Consider the following 25673-nt stretch of genomic DNA (forward strand, 5'->3'; position numbering starts at 1 on the left):
GCCCAGCTCCACCCGGCCGCCGGCCGTGGTGTGGGCCAGCGCGTTGATCAGCAGGTTGTCGATCACGCGCGCCATTTGCGCCGGATCGAACAGCGCCACCTCGAGGTCGGCGGTATTGGCACCGCCATCGACCTGCGCGGCGGCGCCGTGGGCAGCAGCATGGTCGCCAGGCGCAATACCGGCCCCCAACGTCAATGCCAGCGTCACATCAAGATCGGCCGCAGCATCGGCATGGTCCTGGCGCCGTTGCGCCAGCCAGTCGGCCAGGACCACTGGCGCCCGTTGCGGGTGAAATGGCTGGGTGAGCGCCAGCAGGCTGGCGACCAGGGTTTCCAGCCGCTGTACTTGCAGCAGGGTCGTGTGCAGCGCCGCCTCGGTGCGGGCGCCGCGCTTGTCGGGCGATGCCGCCAGCGCGTTGTCCACCTTCATGCGGATGGTGCCGAGCGGATTGCGGATCTCATGCGCGAGCCCGGCCGCCAGGCTGCCCAGCGCAGCCATCCGTTCGCTGGCCACCAGCAGGCCCGACAGCCGCTGCACCTCGCGGCCCCAGCGCGTGAGCAGCACCGCGAACCAGGCGCCCGCCAGCACCAGCGCACAGAGCAGCGCGCTGACCGCCACCACCAGGTGGTCGAGCGCGTTGTCGGCGATGGTCGCCACCCGGGTCAGGGTCCAGCCGGCGACATCGGCCGACACCGGGCAGGCGCCATACACCACCGCCTCGCGCAGGCCGGGCCGTACTTCCAGCACCGGCGCGGCGCTGGCCAGCGCCCGTTGCGCCAGCGAGGCGATGCGCGGCAACTCGGCAGCCGGCGCATCGTCCTTGACGCCGCTGCCATCGTAGGTGGGAAACGCATACCCGTACACGCCGCGCTGCGCCTGCCACAGGCCGCCTTCGACGCCGTTGTCTTCGCGCAGCGCCATATCGACCACGGCGCGCTCGACCGCTTCGGCTTGCGCATCGCGGCCATCCAGGCGCTGGGCGCCGGCGCGCATGATCTGGCAAATCACGGCGGCACGGGTACGGGCGGCGGCGATCTGCGCCTCCGACCCTTGCCGTCCCAGTTGCAGCAGCAGCCAGATGACCAGCAGCACCATTGCCGCGATCGCCGCCCACAGCCACGACAAATCGCGTTTAAGCATTCCATTCAGCACTATATATCCTTTAGGCAACCAATCTGTCGCGCATTATGCCGCTTCAAGGGGGGCACGACAGCACAGTAGCCTGAAAGTAAGTTAATGCGAAATGGTTAGCGACAACATTTGATCGGGCGTTAGCTGCTGCAACGGCACCGCCGCTAGCCGGGTTCGAAGTCGAGGTGGGAGACGTGGGAGAGCCGGACGGACCGGTAGTTGCACGGAAGTTCTGTGACGAAAAAAACCGCCGGCGTGCGGCGGTCGGTGGCTTCGGGGTCAAGCTACAGCAGCGTTACAGCAACGTATAAGGCTCGCCCTCGTCTTCCGTGTAGCGCAACGGCGCCAGCTGGTGGCTGGCCGCCACGTCGGCCAGCGACGGCCCGGACTCGGCCGGCAGCGCGATGTTTTCGTGCGCGAACACGCGCTCGAAAATCTCGTCCTCACGCACGCGGGAAGCGCTGGAAAACTCCAGCGGCTCGGACTTGTTCTGGTACCACACTCGATAAAATGGCATGCCGGTCTCCTCAGGATTGATGGCACATTATGGCGGGTTTTTCTATCGTGCGGACCTGGCCAATGGGAATACTGGCGCGACGGCGTTATTTACTCCGTAAATAAAGCTTATTCACTTATTTACATCGCAAACTTCACGCCGGTGTACTACATTGTGGCGATACCAATCACAGGAGCCAGCGTGAACGTCCCCCACCCTCCCTCGCGTTTTCAGTCCGACCATCAAGCCGGCTATCAATCCGGCTTCGGCAACGAGTTCGCCACCGAGGCGCTGCCCGGCGCGCTGCCGTTGCACCAGAATTCGCCGCAACGCGCCCCTTGTGGCCTCTACGCGGAGCAGTTGTCCGGCACCGCCTTCACGGCGCCACGCGCGCACAACCGGCGCAGCTGGCTGTACCGCATCCGGCCTGCGGCCATGCACCAGCCGTTCCGCCAGATTGACAACGGCCGCGTGGTCAGCCGCTTCGACCAGGTGGCCGTGCCGCCCAACCAGCTGCGCTGGGATCCGCTGCCGCTGCCATTGCCGCAGGACGGCGCCGATTTCCTCGACAGCTGGGTCACCATGGCCGGCAATGGATCGGTGGCGGCGCAATCAGGGTGCGCGATCCACCTGTACGCCGCCAACCGCGACATGGCGGACCGCTATTTTTACAACGCCGACGGCGAGCTGCTGATCGTGCCGCAGAAGGGCCGCCTGCGCATTGCCACCGAGCTGGGACTGATCGAGGTCGAACCGCAGGAAATCGCGGTGGTGCCGCGCGGCGTGCGCTTCCAGGTGATGCTGCCCGACGGCGCCGCGCGCGGCTATATCTGCGAGAACTACGGCGCCTTGCTGCGCCTGCCCGACATGGGGCCGATCGGCTCCAACGGCCTGGCCAACCCGCGCGACTTCCTGACCCCGCGCGCCGCCTTCGAAGACCGCGAGGGCGACTTCGAACTGGTGGCCAAGTTTGCCGGCAACCTGTGGAGCGCGCGCATCGGCCATTCACCGCTGGACGTGGTGGCGTGGCACGGCAACTACGCGCCGTACAAATACGACCTGCGCCATTTCAACGCGATCGGTTCGATCAGCTACGACCATCCCGATCCGTCGATCTTCCTGGTGCTGCACGCGCCGTCCGATACGCCGGGCGTCGATACGCTCGACTTCGTGATCTTCCCGCCGCGCTGGCTGGCGGCCGAAAACACCTTCCGTCCGCCCTGGTTCCACCGCAACGTCGCCAGCGAATTCATGGGCCTGATCGAGGGCCAGTACGACGCCAAGTCGGCCGGCTTCCGCCCCGGCGGCGCCAGCCTGCACAACTGCATGAGCGGCCATGGCCCCGACGCGGCCACCTTCGACAAGGCCAGCGCCAGCGACACCAGCGTGCCGCACAAGATCGACCAGACCATGGCCTTCATGTTCGAGACGCGCGACGTGATCTGCCCCACCGCCCACGCGCTGGCGTCGCCGCAGCTGCAACCCGACTATTACCAGTGCTGGCAAGGCTTCAACAAGCACTTCAACGACGAGGGAACCGGCGTCTGACCGGCCGGGCAGCGCGGACGCACAAGGCAGCATTCACGCCGACTGCCCCTGCGGTCCCAGCCGTGCCAGCACGCCTGCCCCGAACACGTCCTGGTATGGCAAATCCTTGCGCTGCGCATAACCGATATAGCAGTCGCACTTGAAGCGCGGGCAACTGCGCTCCTGCAGCAAATCGGCCAAATCATGCTGGTACAAATTGCCGAGAATCTCGGGCACGAAATGGCAGCGCGTGAGCGTGCCGTCGCCATCGACCGACAGCGCGGCTTCACCGGCCAGGCAGCCCTTGCCGCGTGACGGCGCCGGGCGACGGCTCTGCGCAAACCACGGATCGATGACGTCGAGCCAGGCCAGGTCCGCGGCAGCATAGTAGCCGGGGCCACGCCGGTCGTAGGCGTTCAGCCACAGATAAACGTGCGGCGGCAGCGCCGCGCGCAACGCGCGGATGGCGTCGTAATGTTCGCGCAGCGCCACCACCCCGACCGAGTAGCGCACGCCCATGGCGCCCAGCCGCGCGCACCGTTCGACAAAGCGCGCCAGCGTGGTCTGGTCGGGGTGGTAGGTGCACCACAGGCCGATCTTCCCACGTGCGATGTCGCCCATGTCGGCCAGCCAGCCGAGCGGGCCGGACAGGTTGGTTTGCAGCGCCACCTGGCGCACGTGCGGCAATGCCGCCAGCGTATGCATGGCGGCGCGGTAGTGGCGCCGCACCAGGGCTTCACCCCACGGCGTGAACAACACGCTGATGGCGCGGTCCTGCGCGGCCACCCATTCGGTAAAGCGCATCACCTCGCGGGCATCGCGCGCCAGCACGGCGCGGCTGTCCTGCTGCTTGGCGAACGGGCAGTAGCCGCAATCGTAGTTGCAGCTCGAGAGCGTGCCGCGGTACAGCAGCGCCAGTCCGCTGTCGGGCACTGTCAGCACGCCTGCCCGCTTTCAGCCATCAGCGCACGCACCTGGTTCGACGCCAGCCACGGGCCGATGGTGTCGGCGTAGGCGTAGCCCTGGTCGTTCAGGCGCAGCAGCGGCCCGTCCCGCTCCACCAGCGCCAGGGCGAACAGTTCGGCCAGTTGCGGCAGATCGTCTTCGCAGGCGGTGCCGAAGCGCGCCGTGTAGGCGTCGCGGTCCAGGCCCGGTTCCGTCAGCAGCGACTGGATCACATAGCGCCTTTGCTGGTCTTCAGCGCCGAGCAGGTAGCCATGCTCGGCCTGGGCGAAGTGCGCCTGGTCGAGGGCCAGGTAGTTGTCGATGATGCCGATGGTCTCCACGCGGGCGACCGCGTATTCGCTCGAATAGTGCAGCTGCGAAGTGTACGAACGCGCACCGGCGCCCAGGCCCACCATGCCGTCGTTCTGGCAGCAGTAGGACGGGCCGGCGTCAAGCGGCGCATGCGGCGCGCGGAACATGCGCATCGATACCTGCACATAGCCTTGCGCGCGCAGGTGGTCGCGCGCTGCCGCGTACAACGCCAGGCGGCTGTCGCCGTCGCGCGCCAGCATGATGGGATCGAGGGTGTGTGCGCCCTGGCGCCGCGCTACCTTGCCCAGGCCGGTCTGCTCGCGCACGTACAGCGGATACAGGTAGATTTCCTCCGGCGCGAACGCCAGCGCGCTGTCGATCGACGCCAGCAGGCTGGCCACCGTCTGCCCGGCGATGCCGTAGATCAGGTCGAGGTTGAGGGTCGGAAAACCGGCGGCGCGGATCAGGCCAATCGCGTGGTGCACGGTGGCATTCTGCTGCGGCCGCGCCAGCGCACGCATCTCGCCGGCGGCAAAGCTCTGGATGCCCAGGCTCACGCGATCGATACCGTGCGCACGGCACACCGCCAGCCGTTCGGCGTTGATGGTTTCCGGCGATGCCTCGATGCCGGCCGGGGTGGCGTGCAGGTCGATGCCGAGGATGTCACGGGCGCCGCACAACAAGGTCTCGAGTTGCGCCGGCGACAAATACGTGGGGGTGCCGCCACCGAGCGCAAAGCGCGCAAAGCGACGCTCACCGAGCACGCCATCCATCGCGCGCATCTGCACCAGTACCTGCTGCACGTAGCGCTCGACCATGTCGGCGCCGGGTCGCGCCATGGCGAACAGGTTGCAAAAGCCGCAGCGCATTTCGCAAAACGGGATATGGATGTAAGCAAACAGCGCGGAGCGATCCTGCTGCGCCCACAGCGGCGCCAGCGGCGTGGCCTGCTCCAGCTTGCGATACGCCGCCTTGTGCGGATACGAATACGAATAGGCCTGGTAAGGCGTGTGGCGCATGCGCTGCGCCAGGTTGCCTGGCGCTTCGGAGGGATTCACGGTGCGGTTCCTGTCGATTTTGCGGGGATGAAGAAGTGCGCATACGGCACGTTCCAGACGCTGTCGTGCGCCACGCGGTGGCCGCGATAACCTTCTTCGCCATACGCGCTGCCGTGGTCGGAGCAGACGATGGCAAAGGTGGGCGCCCGCGCGGCGCACGCATCGAACAGCGGCGCCAGCGCCTGGTCCACGTAGCGCAGCGCTGCCGCGTGGCTCTCCAGGTTGTCGGCGCGACAGCCCGGCAGGTAGGCGCGGTTGGGCGCGTGCAGCGCGGCCACGTTGAGGAACAAAAAAGTGCGCTCACTGGTTTGCGCCAGCAGTTCGCGCGCCAGCGCCACCTGCTTTTCGGTCGAGTGGCGGGCGGCCACACCCATGCCGGCGTTCCAGTGACTTTGCTGGAACAGCGCCGGCAGCACGCGGCCCAGCGCGGTCTGTTGATTGAAAAAACCGACGCCGCCGATGCAGATGGTGCGGTAGCCGCGCGCGGCGAGCGCCTCCGGGATACTGGCCTGCTCGAAAGCGAAGGTCTGCGGCGACGTGGTCTCGCTGCCGGCAAAGGCGCTGGCAAACAGGCGCGGATGGCGGCCCGGGGCCGCCGGCGTGGGCAAAAAACCGGCAAAGAAGGCCTGGTGCGCGGCATAGGTAAACGTGGCCGGCGAGTGGCGCCGCTCCCAGCCCGCAGCAGGCAGAAAACGGCCCAGTACCGGCAGTTCGCCGGCTTCGAACAGGGCTTGCGCCACGTCGTAGCGCAAGGTGTCGAGCGTGATGAAGACGATGTCGTGGCTGCCCACGACCAGGTTCATGTCCGTCATGGCGCCAGCGCTTGCAGCTGCGCTGCGCAGGTATCGCGTCCCTGCCACAAGAGGCCGGGCAGCAGGTCGCCGAAAGCGTTCGCTTCCAGCACGTGGGCCTGGCCCCGGCGCACCACCAGGTCGTAGCCGGCCACGCCGCTGGCGGGAAACGTGCGCGCCGCCTGACGCACGGTCGCTTCCAGCGCCGCCATGTCGGCTGCACCCAGCAGCGCGGCGGCGTCGCCGCGCCGGTTGTCGAGGTGCAGATTGGTCATCATGCGCGTCCCCAGGCGCGCCACCCGGTGCGCGGGCTGGCCGCCGATGGCGACCACGCGCAAGTCGTAGTGGGAGTCGCCGCAGCGCGGCTTGTCCAGCCACGCTTCCGCGTACAGTTCCTGCGCGGCCAAGGCATCGACCAGCGCGCCGATATCGGCGGCGCGCTCATAGCGCGCGATGCGCTTGTCGTTGAACAGCCGGATGGCGCCCTGCGTGTGCACCATGCTGGCGGAGCTGGTGGCCTGCTGGCGCCCTGCCCGGTTGCGCCGGTACGCCACCACGCCCGACGCGGAAGAACCGTAACGCGGCTTCAGGTAAAGGCGGTCGAGGTCATGCTGATCGAGCAGCGCTTGCAAGTGCTCGTAGCCGTCCACGCGACCCAGCAAGGCAGGCACGGGCACGCCGAGCTCGCGCAGGTGGCGCTGGCACGCCAGCTTGTCGGTCATCAGGCAGATGTCGCCGGGCGCGTTGACCACCTGCGCCAGCGGCAGGCCGGCCAGCTGCTGCGACAGGCGCGCCATGGCGTCGGCAAAACCGGCAAACCAGGCATCCATCGCCAGCAGCTCGCCATGTTCGGGCGCGCGCGGCGGCGGCCGGTCCAGCAGGCGGCAGCCGTCCTGCACCAGGTGCAGGTGCGCGGCGGGATCGTCGCCGGGCGGCTCGATCTTGAACAGGCACGGCAGATCGAGCGCCTGCGCCAGCAGCGAAGGCTGCGCGAGCCAATCGCGCCATTCCAGCACGCGCGCGGCCGGCATGCCAAGCTGCGCGCGCGCCGCCTGCAACAGCCGTACGCGCTTGCTGGCAGCGGTTGCCAGCACAGTCATCGCGGTCATCGGCTGACCCGACAATTACTCGCCGACGGCCACGTAGCGATGGCCCTCGCCATCATACTGGTCCTCTTCCTGGGGATCGTCGAGCACGACCTCGAACGGCAGCGCCTTGAGTTTTTGCTGGTTGGCCGGCGAAATATAGTGGTGCGACAGGTCCAGGCGCGCGAGGTTGCCCAGTTGCGTGCCTTGCAGCAGCGCCTCGGCACCAGCGTCGCCGATGGTACCCAGCGACAGGTCGAGCGTGGTGACGCTGGCCAGCAGCGGCTCGCTGGCCAGCCACGCGGCCAGGTCGTCGGCGATCTCGGCATCGCGCAGTCCCAGGTAGCGCAGGCCTGGCGTGGCCAGTTGCGCCAGCACCTTGCGGTACAGCGCCACGTCGCCGGAGAAGCCATAGTCGTCGGCGCCCAGCCACAGCTCCAGGTGTTCCAGGTTGGGCATGCTGGAGGCGGCCAGCGCCAGCGCGATTTTCTGATCGAGGCCGCCGGATTCGATGGTGAACTTGCGCAGGTGCTGGTGCGCGAACGGTTCGAGGGTCAGCTCGTTGCCGCCGCGGATGCGCAGCTCTTCCAGTTGCGGGAAGGCGTCGAGCAGCGGCTTGTAATTGCCCTGCACGATCCACGAAATTTCGCATTCCTCGTACGTCATGTCGCCGACGAACAGCGCGCGCAGCGCCGGCAGTTCCAACGCACGGCTGGCCAGCGCGGCGATCACCGCATCGGCGCCCGCCTCGTACGGTTCGCCCCACATGCCAATCACCAGCGCTTCCAGCGTCGCTTTGTCGGCGCGCGCCAAAAAGCTGTCGATCAGCTCCGGCATCTTGCGCTCGTCGTCGTAGTCGAGCGCCAGCCGATAGACCACGTCGGGCGACGGATCAAAAGCGCTGTCGGGATCGTACTGCACGACTTTTTTGTTGTGGAAGGTGGTGGTGCTGTCGGAAATCGTCATTGCGGGGGCTCCGTGGCGGACAGGAAATCTTGCTTATTCCTAAATCTTACCATGGGAGGGCTTGCCACAGGGAGGGTCTTGCCCCCCCGTTCACTACGCTGAACGCCGTTTTCTTACTGCGGCGGCTGGCCGTTGGAAGCCATCAATCCGGCATCGACCGGCAAATTGACGCCCGTGATCAGGCGCGCGTCGTCGCTGGCCAGGAAGGCCATGACTGCTGCCACGCCTTCCGGGGCAGCCGGTGCACCGAGCGGCATGCGTTCCTTGAACTTGGCGACAAGCTCTGCATCCTGCAACATGTCCCGGGTCATACCGGTGTCCGTAAAGCTTGGATTGACTGCATTGACGCGTACGCCATCCTTGGCAGCGTCGAGCGCCATCGCACGCACCATATTGCTGACAGCGCCTTTCGACGTGTTGTAGGCGAACATTTCCCAGTCACCGCCCAGGCCCGAAACGGACGAGGTCATGACGATCGATCCTCGTACCTTGACCAACTCAGGCATGGCTGCCTTGGCCATGTGGAAGTAACCGGCCACGTTGACCGCCATCACGCGGTCGAAGTCTTCCGCGCTGGTGTTGGTGATGTCGCCCGAGCTGCCGATACCGGCATTATTGATCAAGACATCCAGGCTGCCGAAGCGCTCGATGGTCGCTTTGACGGCGACGTCCGCAGTCCTTTTGTCGGCGGTATCGCCAACCTGCACCAGCACGCGGTCCTGCGGAAGCTGCGAAGCTGCCTTGGTGAGCGCAGCCTCATCGATATCGATCATCACGACATGCGCGCCTTCGTCGAGGAAACGGTGGGCCGCAGCCAGGCCCATTCCCGAAGCTGCACCTGTGATCAGGACGGTCTTCTTGTTAAAACGGTTCATCTAAATCCTTTCTGGCCCGCTGTGCAAGCTCGAACGATGGCGCGCATTATTGATTGGTCGACGTGGTGCTCGACGGCGGCTGCGCCGTGGAATTCGGATCGGGAGCAACCGGCGTGGCCGGCGCACCGGTGGTGCCGCCCGGATTGGCATCGCGCGTGGTGCCGCCTGCCGTGGTGCCGGGCTTGGTCATGTCGGGATCGGGCACCACGTTGGGATTGGCAGCCTGGCTGGCCGTTGGCGCCGGCATATCTTCAGCTTTCTTGTTACAGCCGGTGAGAACGGCTACACCAATGGCGGCGCCCATTAACAACTTTGCGGAGGTGGAGAAGATAGTCATTGGCAGTCCTTTCAAAGACAGTCGAAACGTTGCGGTATGCAGTGAGAAAACGCTGCGCGAAAGGGCGAGTGTGGTGCATGCCAGCGGACGGCTCTGTACGGCATGCCACAAAAACCTGTCATCTCTTGTACTATGAATTTTTCCGGATAGATCGACGTGACCAAGAAAGGAAGTTATGGAAAAATTTAATTCCGATACGGCATTGCGCCATGCACAATCGTTACCGTCCTGGAAGCTTGATGCCGCAGCCGGGACGATTGATCGGGAGTTCGTCTTTGCCGATTTTGTCCAGGCGTTCTCGTTCATGACGGAGGTGGCGCTCGCGGCCGAAAAACATAACCACCATCCCGAATGGTCGAATGTGTATCGCACGGTAAACATCCGTTTCACGACCCACGATGCCGGCGGTCTCACCAGCCTCGATTTCATCATGGCCAACCTCGCGGAAAAAGCGTACGGGCGCTTCGCGCCGCAGCCTGGCCGGGAAGCAACCCAACCATGATGCAAGCTGGCGACGCTACCCGACGTGCCGATTGGCCAGCGGGATTTTCCCGTTCGGCAAGATAGGCCTGGTCGTTATCCAGATCGTCACAATTGCACGGCAGTCTTTCTGCCTGCCGCCGAAAAGGCAAGCATCGCGCCGATCGCGCCTGCTGCACCGAGGACCCAGGCGGCGGTGCTGCCGGAAAAGCCAACAGCATGACTGATCGCAACCTTACCGGCCTGGGGCGCCAGCAGTTCAATGCGTCGTTTGTTCATCGCCACACCCAGCTCGATCAGACGTTCTTTGGACAGCTTGCGCTCGGCAGCAGGCAGTAGCACAGTTTCTTCATCCGCAACATGATGGATTACCTCGCGCATCAATTCCAACAGCACCCGGTCATGAAGATCGTCGGTGCCGGGAATGGTGCGCAGTTCGCGGATCAGGCGCTTCATGTCGGCATGCTCATGCGGCGCTTTTTCCAGCGCCGAGTCGCCTGGGTCGATTGTCTGCATGACCGGATAAAAAATCTCTTCTTCCAGTGTCGCGTGAATTTCCAGCGCGGCACAGATCGTGTCGCTCAGTGCCTTCTTGACGGTGGGACTTTTGTCCTGGGTAAATTGATGAAAGGTAACGAAGACATGAGAATGATCGAAGCGGATCATGTCGGTCACGGTGGGACTGAGTTTTGCAAGGGAAAACATGATGTGGTCTCCTGAACTATAGATGTCGGCGTACAGGCATGATCACTCCGTAGCCGACAAACTCATGTAGGAGTAGCGATCGATGCCATGTAAGAGCTGGTGTTCAAGGTTGATTTAATCAGGGAATTTTTATCGACGAAGCACGCGCAACCGGCGTCATTCCACGTCCGACATCTTACTGATCCCTGGAGCACTGATAGGGGCGGCAGGATTCTTCTACGTGTCGGCCGAATCAAGCGCACGCTCCCGCCCAACCGCGTAGCCCTGGGCGAAATCGATTCCGATCTCGCTGATGACCTCCAGTGTTGACGCATCCTCGACGAATTCGGCGATCGTCTGGATACCTATTACCTGCGCAACTTTCTGGATCGACTCGACCATGGCCCTGTGTACCGGGTTGCTGGCAATATCGCGGACGAACGAGCCGTCGACCTTCAGGAAGTCCACCGGCAGTGTTTTAAGGTAGCCAAACGACGACAGGCCGCTGCCAAAGTCGTCCAGCGAGAGTCTACAACCAATCAGTTTGAGTTGAGATATCAGGTCTTGCGCTTTCAGCAGGTTGCGAATCGCTGCAGTTTCGGTGATCTCAAAACAGATCTGTGCGGGATCGACTCGGTTTACCGCAAACTCGCTAACGATGAACTGATACAGCGCATCGTCGCTCATTGATGCTCCCGACAAATTCACCGAGTACAGCGTTGGCCCGACTTCTTGCGCCAGGACGGAAGAAATCCCGCTAATCGGCACTTCGGTTTCAGTGTTGCGCCCATGCTGCTCCTCCCGCACAGGCTGGGATTGTGACCCCACGCTGTAAGCGATGTGCCGGCATACCGCGCGGATGACCCAGCGGTCGAGCATTGGCATCATATGGTAACGCTCGGCAGCGGGAATAAACCGATCAGGCCTGATCACGTCACCGCCCTCGTCGGTGAGGCGCAACAGGACTTCTTCGTGTTTCATGTGGTTGCCCCGTAGCGGCGCGATCGGCATCGAGTACAACGTAAACAGGTCCTGCTGCATCGCGTCGTTCAGTGTCGCCACCCACATCATCTCGCTGTGCCTGCGCGTGATGGCGGCGTCGTTTGGAGAGTAGACGTGGACGCGATTGCGTCCCTGGTCCTTGGCGAGGTAACAAGCCTCGTCAGCGGCAATCATCAGGTCGCTGACGGAAGTACTGTCTGCGCTGATTTCAGCCATGCCTATGCTGGCGCCGATGTCGAAGCTATGGACATCCCAGACGAAACGAAAATCCTTGACCAGTTGGCGGATTTCCTCGGCAATACGACGCGCCTGGTCCATGCGGCAGTAACCCAGAAGTACGCCGAGTTCATCCCCGCCGAGCCGCGCCAGAACGTCGCTCTCGCGCATGCGCTCTTGCAGCTGTTTGGCCAGAATCTGCAACAAGGCGTCGCCGGCAGCGTGACCGGCGGTGTCGTTCACCAGCTTGAACCGGTCCAGGTCAATGTACAGCAATGCATGGGTATGGTTATCTTGCTTGGACACGTGCAGCGCATGGGAAATGTGTAGCTCGAATTCACGCCGGTTGAACAGGCCGGTCAGCACGTCATGGCTGGCGTGCCAGGATAGCTGGCTCGACAGCGCGCGCTGATGGGTGACGTCGCGGAACACCACCACCGCACCGACGATGCCGCCACTGTTCACGCGGATGGGTGCTGCGGTGTCCTCAACGGCGATGCGGCGGCCGTCGCGCGTGAGCATCGCTGCGTGTGACGAGATACCCACTGTTTCGCGCCTGAGCAGACATTTGTAAGCGACATGCTCAAGCGGCGTGTCGTCGACTTCATCGACGAGCGGCATCACTTCGTTGACGTCGCGCCCAGCCGCCCGCTGACGGGACCAGCCGGTCAATTGCTCGGCTGCCCGGTTCATGAAGCGTATGGCACCGTGGCAGTCGGTAGTGATGACGCCGTCACCAATACAGTCGAGCGTCACCTCAGCCATTCGTTCGCGTTCGTTGACGAGGCGCTCGTGCTCAACCATACCAGTCACATCTCGAATCAGCCCGAGTGTGCGGTCCGGATGTCGGCCATCACCGCACAATACCTTGGCATCGGCGTGCAGCCAGCGTACCGTGCCATCGGCGAGCCGCACACGATACCCGAGGTGGTACTCGGCTCGGGCGTCCACCGCCATTTGCATCGTATCGAGCAGCTCGTCGCGGTCGTCTTCATGCACCAGCGCGAGAAACTGCGTAAACGGCTGCAATGTCTCTTGCGCGGGCAGCCCTACCATTGCAGCACCACGGGCCGACCACTGTATGGTGCATTCCTCAATCTGGCCGTTGACAACGCTCGAATCCCAAATCGCCATCCCGGCGGCCTCGATCGCCATCAGCGACCGCAGTTCGTGATCATCCATGTATGCCCTTTGCGTCAACGATCATTCAATTTTGTCGATACTGACGTGCTCGACTTCGAAATTGTTTGATTTTGCGCAAATGTGCGGCAGGTTTTTAGGGATAGCTAAAAAACGCTTCCTGCAAAACATCATCAATGTATCGATCAAACTGCAGTCACCGCTTGTGGAGGAGAAAACAGTCGTGTTAAAGGCTTTGAGTCGGCTATGGCACACAGCAAAAAACGCCATAAACCCTTGATTTTCAAGCGTTTATGGCGTTTTATGATGTCCATCTAAAATGCGGGCTGGTGCTCCGAGCCGGGGTCGAACCGGCACGCTCTTGCAAGCGGGAGATTTTAAGTCTCCAGTGTCTACCAATTTCACCATCGGAGCAGCGCAGCGCAATATTATGACACATGCGGCGCGCCACTGCCATACCGACAACACTTAGCCCCGCCGCACATCGCGAACCACTTCCGCTGCATCGTGCACCAGCTCGCCGATGTCCTTGCCGCGCCGGCGTTCCAGCCACAGTACGACCGCACCGAGCCCCCACCATGCTGGCAAGCCCGCCAGCACCATGACCGGGCATGCCACCGCCACCACGCCCAGCATGGCCGGCCCGCCGTACAGCACGGCCAACACCTTGGCCGAGTCGAACAGCGTGGGCCACCAGCTGTGCAGAGCGATCAGCAGCAGCGGCCCCAGCAAGGCGGCGGTGCAGATCGAGCAGGTCAGGCGCACCAGCGCTTCGCGGCGCGTGCGCGGCCACATGAATAGAAAGGTGAGAACGGTGGCGGCCATGCCGGCGGCAATGGGCAGCGCCAGGAGTTGAGCCAACGCGCCGGCGCTGAACGGGGTGATGTCGGGGACGGGCATGATGGCTCTCTCGTAAAGATTTGATGAATGTCGGTGCGGATACATTGAATAATAGCACCGCTATTACATAAATCAATAGCAAAGCTCGTCATATGTGCAACATCGTGCTAAACTTCCTTTCATGAAACCTGACTTGAAAACCCTGGAATCCTGGCAACTCGATGACGCCGCTCGCCTGAAAGCGCTGCTGCTCGCGCGCGAGCCGAAAATCTCGCAGGCAGAGTTCGGCCTGCAGTTCGACATCGGCTCGCAAGGCATGGTGTGGCAGTACGTGGCCGGCCGGCGTCCGCTCAACATCAAGGCCGCCACCGCCTTTGCACGCGGCCTGGCCGTGCCGGTCGATGCGTTCAGCCCCACCATTGCTGCGCAAATTGCCGAGGCTTCGCGCTCGGTCGCCGGCATGGACATGCCCGAGGCGCAACCGGTGACCGACGACGACGACCTGGCGCCGCCGTCGGTGCCGATCGAGCTGGTGTCGCTGCACCTGCAAGCCGGCATTGACGGCATCGAGACCGTGCCGCTGTACGAGGAAAACGGCCAGCACCATGTGCCGCGCCAGTGGCTTGAAGAAAACGACCTGTCGCCGCGCGCGCTGCTGGCCATCAAGATCAAGGGCGACAGCATGCAGCCGATGATGTACGAAGGCGACATTGTCGTCATCAATACGAAGGACAAGGCGCGCAAGGCCGGCGGCGTGTTCGCCATGAATTACAATGGCCAGGCCGTGATCAAGCGTCTGGTCTACCAGCGCCGCGAATGGTTCCTGGCGTCGGAAAATCCGGCGTTCCGCCCGGAGCCGTGCAAGGGCGCGGACTGCTTCGTGATCGGCCGCATCGTGCGCTTCGATGCGCGCAATTTCAAGGATCGGCTATAAGTGGAACTTACCGCTGCCGTCATCACCATCCGCCGGCTGACGCTGGCCGTGATCCTGGTACCTCTGGAATTTACTTATCCGGAACCGGGGGCGCGCCTCATCGCCGAGGCGCAGCGCGTGTTCCCCACGCTGCCCATCATGCTGGTGTCGCCGCGCGATGGCGGCTTTTCGCGCACGTATGCGCACTTCGACACGACCAATCTGGTCGATGACATCGACACCGATCAGATTGCGTGGCGACGCTACAGCGGCGATATCTCCGACAGCCCCCTGCCCTTTTAGGCGGCAGGTGGCCGGTCATCCTTGACACCTGTTTCAATGATGATGCTGGTGCCCGCCGCCGTCACGCTTGATGTTCAACGCTTCGGGCGCCGGCTTGTCTGCCGGTTTTTCAGGCACGCCCGGAGCACGCGGCGCTGGCGGGATCTCGCCGGTCCACTCGTAGGCGACCGTCCCCTTCGGATGCTGGTACCAGCCGGGGTCTTTGTAGTCGTTGCGCGCCAGTCCTTCGCGCACCTTGAGCGTGGTGAACATGCCGCCCATTTCCAGGCCACCGAACGGGCCGTCGCCGCTCATCATCGGCAACGTGTTTTCGGGCAGCGGCATGCGCATGGCGCCCATCGAACCACCCTTGTCACCCATCACCATGTAGCCCGGCACCAGCTTGTTGATCTTCTCGGCCACGCCTTTGTGATCGACGCCGATCATGGTCGGCACGTCGTGGCCCATGGCGTTCATGGTGTGGTGCGACTTGTGGCAGTGGAAGGCCCAGTCACCTGGCGCGTCGGCCACGAACTCGATGGCGCGCATCTGGCCCACGGCGATATCGGTCGTCACCTCGGGCCAGCGCGCCGACGGTTTGACCCAGCCGCCGTCGGTGCCGGTCACTTCGAACGTGTGGCCGTGCATGTGTATCGGGTGGTTGGTCATGGTGAGGTTACCCACGCGTACCCGCACCCGGTCGTTCTTGCGCACCACCATCGGGTCGATGCCGGGGAAGGCGCGGCTGTTGAAGGTCCACAGGTTAAAGTCGGTCATCGTGTTGATCTTGGGCGTGTAGCTGCCAGGCTCGATGTCATAGGCGCTGATCAGGAATACGAAGTCGCGGTCCACCGCGTGCTGCTTCGGGTTCTTCGGGTGCGTGATCCAGAAGCCCATCATCCCCATCGCCATCTGCGCCATCTCGTCCGCGTGCGGGTGGTACATGAAGGTGCCGGCATTGCGCGCCACGAATTCATAGACGAAGGTTTTACCGGGCTTGATGCCCGGTTGCGTGAGGCCCGTCACGCCGTCCATGCCGTTGGGCAGCAGCTGGCCGTGCCAGTGCACGCTGGTATGCTCGGGCAGCTTGTTGGTGACGAATATGCGCACGCGGTCGCCCTCCACCACCTCGATGGTCGGGCCAGGGCTCTGGCCGTTGTAGCCCCACAGGTTGGCGGTCATACCGGGCGCGATTTCGCGCACCACCGGTTCGGCCACCAGGTGAAATTCCTTGACGCCGTCCTTCATGCGCCATGGCAGGGTCCAGCCGTTGAGGGTGACTACCGGGTTGTACGGGCGGCCGTTGGGCGGCGCCAGCGGCGGCGCCGTGGCCGCCGACGATTGCACCGGCGCTTCGGGCAGCGACGCTGCGCCGGCCCTGGTCACCATGCCGGCGCCGATCAGGGCGGCGCCGCTGAGAAACGATCTGCGGGTGGTCATGGTTGATTTCCTTGTTTGATGGTTGATGCTGGCAGGCGGCCACCGAGGGCAGCCTCCAGGTTGGCCTGGGCGATCCAGAAGTCCTGTTGGGCGGCGATATAGCCGCGCACCGCGCCGGCCTGTTCGCGGGCGTCGGCCAGCAGCTCGAACACGCTCATCAGCATGCCGTTGTAGCGCAGCAGGGTTTCGTCGGCCAGCTTTTTACGGGCTGGCAGCACCTGGTCGCGGTAGTGGCGCGCCAGGTCGTACGAGGCTTGGTAGTCGGCGTAGCTCTCGCGCGCCTCGCTGCGGGCGTTCACCGCAGTTTGCGCCAGCATGTTGGCCGCCTGCATATACGTCGCTTCGGCGCGCGCCACGCGGGTGGAGCCCCAGTCGAACAGTGGAATCTCCAGCGCAATCTCGTAGCCCCGGGTGTTGGTCGCACCCTCGCTGTTGGCGACCAGGCCCAGGTCCAGCACATTGATGAAGCGCGTGGTTTTGGTCAGCCCGAGGGTGCTGGCGATGCGCGCCACATCGAGTTTGGCAGCCTGGATGTCGAGCCGCTCGTTGACAGCCAGCTGTTCGATGTCGGCCAGTTGCGGCAGTTCAGCTGGTGCCGCCGGCAAGTCGGGCAAGCGATCCGGCAGCCGGTAGGCCGCCTGCGTGCCGCCCAGGCCCATCAAACGGGTGAGCTTTTCGCGCGCCATCACGACGCCCTTGCGGGTCGCGTTGACCTCGGCGATGGTTTGCGCGTGATAGGCCTGTTCGCGCGCCACGTCCATGGCGCTCCAGTTGCCGGCGTCGCGCATGCGCTGCGCCAGTTGCGCGCTGGCATGGGCCGACGCTTGCACCTGCTGCGCATAGTCGGCGCTCTGGCCGGCCGCCACCGCCGCCACCCAGGCGCGGCGGGTATCGAGCGCCACCCGCACCGCTTCGTTGGCGACCAGCAGCTTGCTTTGCTCGTAGCGCCGCCCTTCGATGCGGCCGGCCATCGGCGCGGTGATGATACCGAGCAGGTTGAAGGTGAGCGTGCGTTCGATTTCCAGGGCGCCGCCACCGTGGCTGCGCTTGAAATCGAGCACCGGATTTTGCAGGCGGCCCGCCTGCACCAGGTCCGCTTCGGCAATGCCGAGCGACCAGTAAGTCGCTTGCAGACTGCGGTTGTTGAGCAGTGCGATCTGCACCGCGTCGTTGGCGCTCAGTGGCTGCGCCAGTTTCTGGTCGATCACGGCGGCCAGAGCGCGCGTGTCGTCGTCGTTTTGCGGCAGGCGGCCGGCCACGCTGGCGGGCGCACCGGTGCGCTGTTCGCTGACCGTGGCGGCAGATTTGAAACCGCCGTCGCCGGACAGCGATGCGCAGCCGGACAGCAGCAACGCCGCCGCCATGGCAATAGCGCCGCCGGGTTTATGCAGACAGGGCATGTCTTACACCTCGAGGTAAATTGTATGAATGGTATGCGCGCAGTGGTCCCGGGCAGGGTCTGTCGCGGCAAGGTCAGGGATGGCGCAGTCCGTGGACGGACCTGTGGCCGGAGGACAGCTTAAGCCTGAGGGGGACGTTCGGGGTGAGCCAGGTCGACCGCAGGAAGATAGTCGGCATAACGCGCAACGGCGCCGGAGACGGCCGGCAGCGCGGGGACGGACAACATATCGACCATCACCGGCGCGCCGGCGACACAACAGGCGGAGCCGCCGCACTTGGCGCTGCCATGGTTGTGGGTTTGGTCAGCGTGTCCGGAAGAGGAATCATGCCGGGCGCTATCGTGCGCCATTGCCGCCATCATGGCCGCGTGGTCGTGGGGACCGGCGGGCATGGCCAGGTGGTCGGCAGCTAAAGCAACGTCAGTAACCGCAGGAGCGGTGGCAGCCACACACGCCATCATCGCGGCCGCAGCGTAACCCTGGTACGGGAGCGCCAGCAGCATGCAGTACACGACGAGGGAACGGAGCAGGACGATCATGCGTCCATGGTATCACAGCAGATGCCACAGGACATAGGCTTGCCGCAGCGCCGCCCCCGGTCTCTATGCCAGGCGCACCAGCGGGTTGGCGATGATGTTGTCGATCTGGCGGATGGCTTCTTCGCAGGCGGCGGTGATGGCGTCGTCTTCGGTGTCGCGGACGAACTGCATGGTGGCGCCCTCGAACACTTCCACGCCGTCGGCGTTGGCGCGCTCGATGTCGCAGCTGGCGGTAAATTTGCTGTCGCTGGTTGGCAGAACGGTGGGAACGATTTCCCAGCCCTTGTAGTGAATCTTGTCCATCTGTAGCTCCCTAGGCGGCTGTTGATCGCTATCCAGACTATCATGAAGGCCGCGCCGACTTGCGCACGGATGGCCTGGGCAACATCGAAAAACCTGCCAGGCCTTTCCTTGATATGAAATTTTATTATAATGACCGCCATGAATCCACAGATCAAAGCGTTCTTCGACGCGGCTACCGGCACCGTCACCTATGTCGTCCACCAGGGCGATGGCAGCGACTGCGCCATCGTCGATTCGGTGCTCGACTACGATCCCAAGGCGGGCCGCACGTCCACCGGCTCGGCGGACGCGGTGATCGCGTTCGTGCGCATGCACCACCTGCGTACGGTCTGGCTGCTGGAAACCCATGCCCACGCCGACCATTTATCGGCGGCGCCCTACCTCAAGCAGGCGGTGGGCGGACGCATCGCCATCGGCAGCCATATCGCCGAGGTGCAGCAGGCGTTCGCGCGGGTGTTCCCGCAGGCGCCGGGCGTGCGCCGTGAATTCGACCACCTGATCGAACCCGACGAGATACTGACCATCGGCGCGCTGGAAGTGCACGCGCTGCACGTGCCGGGCCACACGCCGGCCGACCTGGCGTACCGCATCGGCGACGCGGTATTCGTGGGCGACACCATGTTCATGCCCGACGTGGGTTCGGCACGCTGCGATTTCCCCGGCGGCTGCGCGGCCCAGCTCTACCGGTCCGTACGCAGCCTGCTGGCACTGCCGCCGGCAACCCGGCTGTTCATGTGCCACGACTATCCACCGGCCGGCCGCGAGGCGAAGTGGGAAACCACGGTGGCAGAACAGCGCGCCCACAACATCCACATCCACGACGGCGTCACGGAAGAACAGTTCGTGGAGATGCGCACCCGGCGCGACGCCACCCTGCCGATGCCGGTGCTGCTCCTGCCGGCCATCCAGGTCAACATCAGCGCCGGACAACTGCCCGACGCCGAGGAAAACGGCGTGCGGTACCTGAAGATACCGCTGAACGCCTTCTGATTACTGCGGCACGACGGTGCGGCCAATATTTTCGTCCATGTTGGCGAGGTACCAGGTCAGCGACGTCATGACGGCCACCTGGCGTTTCAGCTCCACCGGATCGACCTTGTCGAGGGTATCGGCCGGGGTGTGGTGGTAGTTGAAATAGGTGGTGAAGTCCACCAGCGGCTGGAACGATGGCACGCCCGCGCGTTCCAGCGGCGCGATGTCGGAACCGGCAGCGGCGTCGCGGCGGTCAAAAACGCCGGCGCCGATCTGGTCCAGCGATTTTTGCAGTGGCGCGAAGTACTTCACCATCGACGGCCGCACGCTGCCCATGAAGCCCAAAGGCCGGCCGGCGCCGTTGTCCGATTCGATCGCGGCGAAATGCTGCTCCATCTTTTGCTGGTTCATGTCGAAGTAGCCCCGGCCGCCACGGGTGCCGTTTTCTTCGTTCATCCAGGCGATCACGCGGATGGTGCGGCGCGGCTTGAGGTTGAGCTTTTTCAGCGTGTCGATCACCGCCATGGCGGCTGCCACGCCGGCGCCGTCATCGTGGGCGCCGGTAGCCAGGTCCCACGAATCGAGGTGGCCCGAGACGATCACCACTTCTTCCGGCTTGTCGGTGCCCGGCAAGTCGGCGATGACGTTGTAGCTGTCGGCGTCGGGCAGGTTTTGCGGCGTAAGCGTCAGGTGCATTTTCACCGGGCCGCGCTTGCTCAGGCGCGCAATCAGCATCGCGTCTTCGGCCGTGACGGCTGCGGCCGGAATGCGCTTGCCGTCCACCAGGATGGTGGCGCCGGTGTGGGTCAGGCGGAAATCGGCGCCGCCCACCGAGCGCACCAGCGCGCCGACCGCACCGAGTTCCTGCGCCAGGCGCGGACCGTTGGTGCGGTAGTTGGAGCCGCGGCCATAGGCCCTGCCGGCCTGACCGCCCTTGGCCATCTCGTCGTCGAAGGCCACATCGAACAGCACGATGGCGCCCTTCACTTCCGCCTTGCGGGCAGTGAGCTCGTCGAAGTCGCGCACCACGATCACCGGCGCGGTCAGGCCGTCGGCCGGCGTGGCGCCCGAGCCGCCCAGCGCCGACAGCACCACCTTCTGCGTGATGCCTGCCGGTCGGCCGGTGTAGTCCACCAGTTGCGCCTTTTCCTCGCCGCGCACCCAGTGCGGCACCTTGACCGGTTGCAGCGTGACCTTGGCGCCGATCTTGCGCATGGCGTCGGCCACCTGTTCCACGGCAGCGGCCGCGCCAGCGGAACCGGACAGGCGCGGACCGATCAAATCGGTCATGTCGGCCAGGCGGTCGTAGGCCCAGTCCTGTTTCATCGCACTGTCACGGATTTGCGCCAGGGTGGCGGGATCGTTGGCCGGCGCGGCGAGCGCAGTGTGCGATACGATCAACAGGCTGCTGGCGAGGATGGTCAGTTGCGATGGGAAGACGAGTTTCATGCGGGCCCTGTAAAGAGTGGATGGATTGCAAGTCAATATAAAACGATAACCGATCAGATCGCGCTTGTCATCCAGATTGATTTGTCCGGGGTGGTAAACTAAGATGGTCGTCCACCGCCAGAAGGAACACCGTCATGCTCAAGGGTCAGATTTGCATCGTGCGCCACGTGATCGGCACCGACCTCAATACCTTCATCGCCCTGGTCAACGACCTGCCCTCGCGCGGCGACCATTTTTCCACCCATTTCAAGTCGCCCGAAACGCTGCGCCGCGAGTTCCTCCAGCACGGCTACGTGACCGACGACAGCGAATTGTTCGTGATAGAGGACAGCCTGCACCACATCGTCGGCGTGATCACCCACTTCAAGAGCCGCACGCCCACCACGCGCGAAATCGGCTACCGCCTGTTCGAGCCAAGGCTGGCCGGGCGCGGCTACATGACGGAAGCGTGCCAGTTGCTGGTCGATTACTTGTTCAATGTGCACCAGTACCAGCGCCTGGAACTGTTGACAGCGCCGGAGAACAAGGGCTCGGTGCGGGTCGCACAAAAATGTGGCTTTACCGCCGAAGGGCTGCTGCGCCAGAGCTTTTTCATCAATGGCCGTTTCCAGGACGTGGGCATCTTCAGCCTGCTGCGGCCGGAATGGGAAGAGCGTCGCCTGTAAGCGTGCCTGTAACCGTGCCTGTAACTTAGTTGTTACAAGCCGTCTTGATTGTAAGCAGGTGTTTAACTAATTGCGTGCTTTTTTTAACGCTTTATAGTGACATTACCGGCAGACGTATCATTCCGATCCGCGCCGCAGCAAGGGGATTACCATGTTGATCAAAAAATTGATGGGCACCGCGTTACTGGCCGCAGCCGCAGTATCGTCGGCGGCTTACGCAGGCGACCGTGAGTTCAACACGGTGGCCGGTGCTGTGGTCGGCGCCGCGATTGGCAACAGCGCCGGTGGCCGCGATGGCGCCATCGTCGGCGGCCTGGTGGGCGCGGCGGTGGGCAACGGCCTCAGTTCGCGTGACCGCGATCGTGGCTATTACCGTCGCGACGACCGCTACGTCGAAACCCGTGTTTATTCGCAACCGGCGCCCGTGTACTACGAACAGCCACAGACTTACTACGCGCCGCCACCGCGCTACTACTCGCCGCCACCGCGCGTAGTTTACGTGGAGCCGCCACGTCCGGTGTACCGCGAATACCGCGAAGTGCGCCGCGATTACTACTACGACCGTGGCGGGCGCGATTATCGCCATGACCGCTACGACCGCTACGACGGCTATCGCCGTTAAACTGGACTAGTCTCCCCTGCCCCCGCCGCTCGCGCCGGGGGCTTTTTTTCGTCTCCCTCCGCTAGCAGCAACCAACGGGGGGATCATGACGACAGCAAACGCAATCATCGCGATGGAACGGGGCCATTACCGGCTGCGCGAGCAGATCGGCGGCTCGGCTTACGGCCACGTATGGCGCGCCAGCGGCCCGCACGGCGCCGGCGAGGTGGCGGTCAAGCTGATCAACCGGCAGCAGATGGAGTGCGCGCAACCGTTGCAACGCGAACGCTGGACCGGCAGCGCCGCCGGCGAAATCGCCTTTTTGCAATCGCTGGCGCCGTGGGACGGCCGCCACATCGTCCGCCTGCTCGACAGCGGCTGGCACCAGGGCTTGCCGGTGCTGGCGCTGGAACTGATGTCCACCGATCTGGCCAAACACCTGGCGGCGCTGCACGACGCTGCGCAGTCTTTGCCGGTCGAGCGCGCGCTGGACTGGCTCGGGCAGATCAACCAGGCGCTGGCCAAGGTGCACCAGTACGGCTGGCGCTATCTCGACCTGAAACCGGCCAACGTGCTGGTGGACCGCCTGCACCATACGGTAAAGCTGGCCGACTTCGGCACCAACCGCTTGCTGGGTGGCGCCCGCGAGCACTCGTACGCCGGCACTGCCAACTGGCAGGCGCCGGAACAGTTCTTCCCCACCGGCGGCGCCTACACCAGCAGCGCGCGCAGCGACTATTTTTCGCTGGGCGCACTGTTCTACTTCCTGGTGACGAACGGCCAGGCGCTGCGTTTTTGCAGCGCTTGCGGCCAGGCCTACCGCACCCACCACACGGCCGGCGCCGACGTGCTGCGCCGCGCCCACGGCGGCGCCATCCCCGCCACCCTGCACGCCGACGAGGAGGCGCGTTTCGCAGCAGGGCTGCCGCCACCCGCGCGCGCGCCGGCGGTGGCGCTGCTGCGCGCGCTGCTGCAGATCGATCCGGCGCTGCGTCCGCGCCATGCCTTGCAGATCAGCCGCATGCTGGCAGCTGTCGCGCAAGCGTGTGCAATACCGGCGTTGGCGGCGTGATGGGGCGGCCGCTGCACTCGACAGCGCCGATGGCATTGCCACGGCGACCACTCTGGGGCTTGCCAGCGCCAGTTGCCAACAACGTCGTCGCCCGATTACGCCACGTGGCAGGACAGCACCTGGGCATGGCCATTACCCTGGCCCTGCTGGCAGCACTGTGCGCCCTGCAGGTGCTGGCCCTGCTCAGGGCGCCGGCGGCCTGGCTGCCTGCTGCGATCCATATCGCACCCGTTGCCGGCCAGACGGTGGTAATGGGCCAGCAGGAACTGGCCGCGCCCCACGCGGACCGCCAGCACCTGGCGCTGCGCCTGGACCCGCGCGATGGCTGGATGCTGCGCAACCTCGCCGCCGCGCGCCAGGTGGTCGTGGTGCGCGGCGGCGACGAACAGCGCCTGGGCAGCAGCACGCTGGCGCCGGGCGCCGTGTTCCAGGTCGATGGCGCGCGCTTCCAGGTCGGTGCGGCCGATGCCGGCAGCGTCGCCTTTACCCGCAGCGGCCGCCAATGGCGCTACGACGGCGCCACGCTGTACCGTGACGGTCGCGCCCAGCCGGATTGCCCGGATGCGCACCTGTCCACCCGCGCGCAGGCATTGTGGAACCGGCTCGCACCGGGTGTGCTCACCATCGCCCGACCGCTCGCTTTTGGCGGCAACCTGTACTGCGGCAACCGGCTCGGGGTGGAACGCGTGGCGCCCGGTGCGGCGCTGCTGGCGCGCAGTCACGGCCGCCTGCAACTGGCGCCCGGCAGCGCCGATGGACAACGCACGGCCGTGCTGGTCGACGGGCTGGACCTGCGCCGCCAGGAAGCTGCGCTGGCGGGCGCCACCGCGCTGATCGTGGGCCACACGCGCTTCCGGCTCAGTAACAGCAGCAGCACCCTGACGCTGGCGCCAAGCCGCCAGGTCGCCCTGCACGCAGCGCCGGACCTCAAGCTGCCTGCGACCGTCACCTGGGACTGGCAACAGCGCCAGTTGTGGCGCGGCGACCTTGGCATGAGTGGCTGGCTGCTGATTTCCGCTGCCGTACTATGCGTGGCCGGGACCGCCGCAGTGTCGCGCGCGGGCGGCGCCGTGGTGGCGTCGCTGCTGCTGTTGCTGGCCGGCGCCGGTACGCTGCTGGCCCAGCGCGCCGGCGTTTCTCCCGGCGCCGCGCTGCCGCTGTTGCTGGGCGCCTCAGCGCTGTTACTGTGGCTGTTTCTCCCCGGTCGCCTCGCACTGCTCACCGCTGCCGCCGTTGTGCTGCTGGCCGCAGGCCTGCTGGTGCAACTGGAAATGGGCCTCGGTGCGCCGCAGACCACGTGGCTGCGCTACTACCAGAAAAGCGCGGCGCTGCTGGCGATCGGTGGCGGCGCCGGCGGCCTGCTGCGACTGTGGTTCCGCCATGCCGCTGGCACTGGCCGGCGCCTGCACCAGCGCACCATCGAATGGCTGCTGGCCGGCTTTGCCCTGGTGGCGCTGGCCGGCCTGTCCGCGCAGGTGCTGTGGGGCGACGAAGGCGGCGTGTTCGACTTGCAGCCGGTGGAACTGGCCAAGCTGGCGCTGGCCGCGCTGACCGCGCACTGCCTGGCGCTGCGCTTCGGGTGGCACAGCGACGCGCCGCACCCGGCCGACCAGGGCGCGCGCTGGCTGCGCCTGGTCGCGCCAGCGCTGCTGTTCCTGGCGCTGCTCGGCCTGGCGCTGGTGCAGGTGGACGATTTTTCGCCACTGATCCTGCTGCTGGTGTGGTGCGTGACCATGGCATTTTCGTATGCGCTGCTGGCGCGCCAGCGCCTGCTGGCGTCGGCGTTGCTGTTGCTGGCGGTACTGGCGGTGGCGGCCATCGCCTGGCTGCGGCTGGCCGGCAGCGAAGACCTGGTGCGGTGGGGTTTCTATGCCGACCGCTTCCTGGTGTGGCTCGACCCGGCCGGCCATCCGCACACCGGCCAGCAACTGCTGCTGGGCGCGCGCGCCATCGGCGAAGGCGGCTGGCTGGGCGCGGACTGGTGGTTCGGCTTGCGCGATCTGGGCCAGCCGGCGGGCGACGTGATGCGCATCCCGGCGGTGCAGGACGACTTTGCCGCCGCGTTCCTGATCAACCGCCACGGCCTGACCGGCGCCGTGCTGCTGTGGTGCGCGCAGGCGGCGTTCCTGGGCGGGATGGCGCTGGCGGCGCG

At 64.9% G+C, this 25673-nt stretch carries 26 protein-coding genes and 1 tRNA gene; 9 read left to right on the plus strand and 18 right to left on the minus strand.

Annotated features, from left to right (window positions below):
• Together DUPY_RS19775 and DUPY_RS19780 are read right to left on the minus strand one after the other, a co-directional pair.
• Nucleotides 1–1140, minus strand: a 1140-nt coding sequence (locus DUPY_RS19775) for a histidine kinase dimerization/phospho-acceptor domain-containing protein (RefSeq protein ID WP_070250364.1), incomplete at its 3' end; no start/stop codon positions are given.
• 286 nt (nt 1141–1426) lie between these two features.
• Nucleotides 1427–1648: a hypothetical protein gene (locus DUPY_RS19780; RefSeq protein WP_070250366.1), complete on the minus strand. Its 222-nt coding sequence runs from the start codon at nt 1646–1648 to the stop codon at nt 1427–1429.
• Nucleotides 1649–1828: 180 nt separating this feature from the next.
• Between DUPY_RS19780 and hmgA the strand changes: the two genes are divergently transcribed.
• Entirely contained in the window at nt 1829–3175 is a 1347-nt protein-coding gene (hmgA, locus tag DUPY_RS19785; protein WP_070250368.1) for a homogentisate 1,2-dioxygenase, read from the plus strand.
• A gap of 33 nt (nt 3176–3208) precedes the next feature.
• On the opposite strand, the gene DUPY_RS19790 is transcribed toward hmgA, so the two are convergent.
• The 7 genes from DUPY_RS19790 to DUPY_RS19820 all read right to left on the minus strand — a co-directional run bounded on the left by DUPY_RS19790 (nt 3209) and on the right by DUPY_RS19820 (nt 9523).
• Complete coding sequence (locus tag DUPY_RS19790) at nt 3209–4096, minus strand: STM4011 family radical SAM protein (RefSeq protein ID WP_084640806.1); 888 nt, start codon at nt 4094–4096, stop codon at nt 3209–3211.
• Nucleotides 4090–5469 carry an STM4012 family radical SAM protein gene (locus DUPY_RS19795; protein ID WP_208600070.1) on the minus strand — a complete coding sequence of 460 codons (1380 nt, stop codon included), beginning with the start codon at nt 5467–5469 and terminating at the stop codon, nt 4090–4092. The genes DUPY_RS19790 and DUPY_RS19795 overlap by 7 nt, the downstream gene beginning before the upstream one ends.
• On the minus strand, nt 5466–6281 hold the full coding sequence (locus tag DUPY_RS19800) for an STM4013/SEN3800 family hydrolase (protein WP_070250370.1): 816 nt from the start codon (nt 6279–6281) through the stop codon (nt 5466–5468). Before DUPY_RS19800 ends, DUPY_RS19795 begins: the two co-directional genes overlap by 4 nt.
• Complete coding sequence (locus DUPY_RS19805) at nt 6278–7369, minus strand: STM4014 family protein (RefSeq protein WP_070250376.1); 1092 nt, start codon at nt 7367–7369, stop codon at nt 6278–6280. Before DUPY_RS19805 ends, DUPY_RS19800 begins: the two co-directional genes overlap by 4 nt.
• A gap of 15 nt (nt 7370–7384) precedes the next feature.
• The gene (locus DUPY_RS19810) at nt 7385–8311 is read right to left on the minus strand and encodes an STM4015 family protein (protein ID WP_070250378.1); all 927 of its coding nucleotides are present in this window, start codon (nt 8309–8311) and stop codon (nt 7385–7387) included.
• A 113-nt stretch (nt 8312–8424) separates the two neighbouring features.
• Nucleotides 8425–9186, minus strand: coding sequence for a meso-2,3-butanediol dehydrogenase (gene budC, locus DUPY_RS19815; protein WP_070250380.1), 762 nt, complete (start codon nt 9184–9186; stop codon nt 8425–8427).
• A 46-nt stretch (nt 9187–9232) separates the two neighbouring features.
• A complete protein-coding gene (locus DUPY_RS19820) occupies nt 9233–9523 on the minus strand; it encodes a hypothetical protein (protein ID WP_141749612.1) in 291 nt (96 codons plus the stop codon).
• A gap of 175 nt (nt 9524–9698) precedes the next feature.
• Here DUPY_RS19820 and DUPY_RS19825 point away from each other — a divergent pair, with 175 nt between their 5' ends.
• On the plus strand, nt 9699–10025 hold the full coding sequence (locus DUPY_RS19825; protein ID WP_070250384.1) for a 4a-hydroxytetrahydrobiopterin dehydratase: 327 nt from the start codon (nt 9699–9701) through the stop codon (nt 10023–10025).
• Nucleotides 10026–10111: 86 nt separating this feature from the next.
• Here the strand turns inward: DUPY_RS19825 and DUPY_RS19830 are convergent, their stop codons facing one another.
• From DUPY_RS19830 to DUPY_RS19845, 4 genes are all read right to left on the minus strand, one after another.
• Nucleotides 10112–10708 (minus strand): hemerythrin domain-containing protein, encoded by a 597-nt coding sequence (locus DUPY_RS19830; protein ID WP_070250386.1) that lies wholly within the window; start codon nt 10706–10708, stop codon nt 10112–10114.
• 216 nt (nt 10709–10924) lie between these two features.
• The gene (locus DUPY_RS19835; RefSeq protein ID WP_070250388.1) at nt 10925–13087 is read right to left on the minus strand and encodes an EAL domain-containing protein; all 2163 of its coding nucleotides are present in this window, start codon (nt 13085–13087) and stop codon (nt 10925–10927) included.
• A 285-nt stretch (nt 13088–13372) separates the two neighbouring features.
• A tRNA-Leu gene (locus DUPY_RS19840) sits at nt 13373–13459 on the minus strand.
• 54 nt (nt 13460–13513) lie between these two features.
• A complete protein-coding gene (locus DUPY_RS19845; RefSeq protein ID WP_070250390.1) occupies nt 13514–13945 on the minus strand; it encodes a hypothetical protein in 432 nt (143 codons plus the stop codon).
• A 133-nt stretch (nt 13946–14078) separates the two neighbouring features.
• On the opposite strand from DUPY_RS19845, the gene DUPY_RS19850 reads away from it, so the two are divergent.
• Together DUPY_RS19850 and DUPY_RS19855 are read left to right on the plus strand one after the other, a co-directional pair.
• Nucleotides 14079–14819, plus strand: a complete 741-nt coding sequence (locus DUPY_RS19850) for a S24 family peptidase (RefSeq protein WP_070250391.1) — start codon at nt 14079–14081, stop codon at nt 14817–14819.
• A complete protein-coding gene (locus DUPY_RS19855) occupies nt 14820–15101 on the plus strand; it encodes a hypothetical protein (protein ID WP_070250392.1) in 282 nt (93 codons plus the stop codon).
• A 33-nt stretch (nt 15102–15134) separates the two neighbouring features.
• Here the strand turns inward: DUPY_RS19855 and DUPY_RS19860 are convergent, their stop codons facing one another.
• The 4 genes from DUPY_RS19860 to DUPY_RS19875 all read right to left on the minus strand — a co-directional run bounded on the left by DUPY_RS19860 (nt 15135) and on the right by DUPY_RS19875 (nt 18762).
• Entirely contained in the window at nt 15135–16520 is a 1386-nt protein-coding gene (locus DUPY_RS19860; protein ID WP_070250393.1) for a multicopper oxidase family protein, read from the minus strand.
• The gene (locus DUPY_RS19865; RefSeq protein ID WP_229255436.1) at nt 16517–17920 is read right to left on the minus strand and encodes a TolC family protein; all 1404 of its coding nucleotides are present in this window, start codon (nt 17918–17920) and stop codon (nt 16517–16519) included. Before DUPY_RS19865 ends, DUPY_RS19860 begins: the two co-directional genes overlap by 4 nt.
• A 119-nt stretch (nt 17921–18039) precedes the next feature.
• Nucleotides 18040–18459 carry a hypothetical protein gene (locus DUPY_RS19870; RefSeq protein WP_070250395.1) on the minus strand — a complete coding sequence of 140 codons (420 nt, stop codon included), beginning with the start codon at nt 18457–18459 and terminating at the stop codon, nt 18040–18042.
• A 63-nt stretch (nt 18460–18522) separates the two neighbouring features.
• Nucleotides 18523–18762 (minus strand): hypothetical protein, encoded by a 240-nt coding sequence (locus DUPY_RS19875; RefSeq protein WP_070250396.1) that lies wholly within the window; start codon nt 18760–18762, stop codon nt 18523–18525.
• Nucleotides 18763–18900: 138 nt separating this feature from the next.
• Between DUPY_RS19875 and DUPY_RS19880 the strand changes: the two genes are divergently transcribed.
• Entirely contained in the window at nt 18901–19752 is an 852-nt protein-coding gene (locus tag DUPY_RS19880; RefSeq protein ID WP_070250408.1) for an MBL fold metallo-hydrolase, read from the plus strand.
• Here the strand turns inward: DUPY_RS19880 and DUPY_RS19885 are convergent, their stop codons facing one another.
• A complete protein-coding gene (locus tag DUPY_RS19885; RefSeq protein WP_070250397.1) occupies nt 19753–21183 on the minus strand; it encodes a M20/M25/M40 family metallo-hydrolase in 1431 nt (476 codons plus the stop codon).
• A gap of 134 nt (nt 21184–21317) precedes the next feature.
• Between DUPY_RS19885 and DUPY_RS19890 the strand changes: the two genes are divergently transcribed.
• From DUPY_RS19890 to DUPY_RS19905, 4 genes are all read left to right on the plus strand, one after another.
• Nucleotides 21318–21848 carry a GNAT family N-acetyltransferase gene (locus tag DUPY_RS19890; protein WP_070250398.1) on the plus strand — a complete coding sequence of 177 codons (531 nt, stop codon included), beginning with the start codon at nt 21318–21320 and terminating at the stop codon, nt 21846–21848.
• Between the two features lie 151 nt (nt 21849–21999).
• On the plus strand, nt 22000–22470 hold the full coding sequence (locus DUPY_RS19895; RefSeq protein WP_070250399.1) for a glycine zipper domain-containing protein: 471 nt from the start codon (nt 22000–22002) through the stop codon (nt 22468–22470).
• A gap of 85 nt (nt 22471–22555) precedes the next feature.
• Nucleotides 22556–23521, plus strand: coding sequence for a protein kinase domain-containing protein (locus tag DUPY_RS19900; RefSeq protein WP_070250400.1), 966 nt, complete (start codon nt 22556–22558; stop codon nt 23519–23521).
• A partial coding sequence (locus DUPY_RS19905; RefSeq protein ID WP_229255437.1) for an FtsW/RodA/SpoVE family cell cycle protein occupies nt 23494–25673 on the plus strand: 2180 nt, incomplete at its 3' end. The genes DUPY_RS19900 and DUPY_RS19905, both read left to right, overlap by 28 nt.

The sequence above is a fragment of the Duganella phyllosphaerae genome (assembly GCF_001758785.1).
GTDB classification, from domain to species: Bacteria; Pseudomonadota; Gammaproteobacteria; order Burkholderiales; family Burkholderiaceae_D; genus Rugamonas; species Rugamonas phyllosphaerae.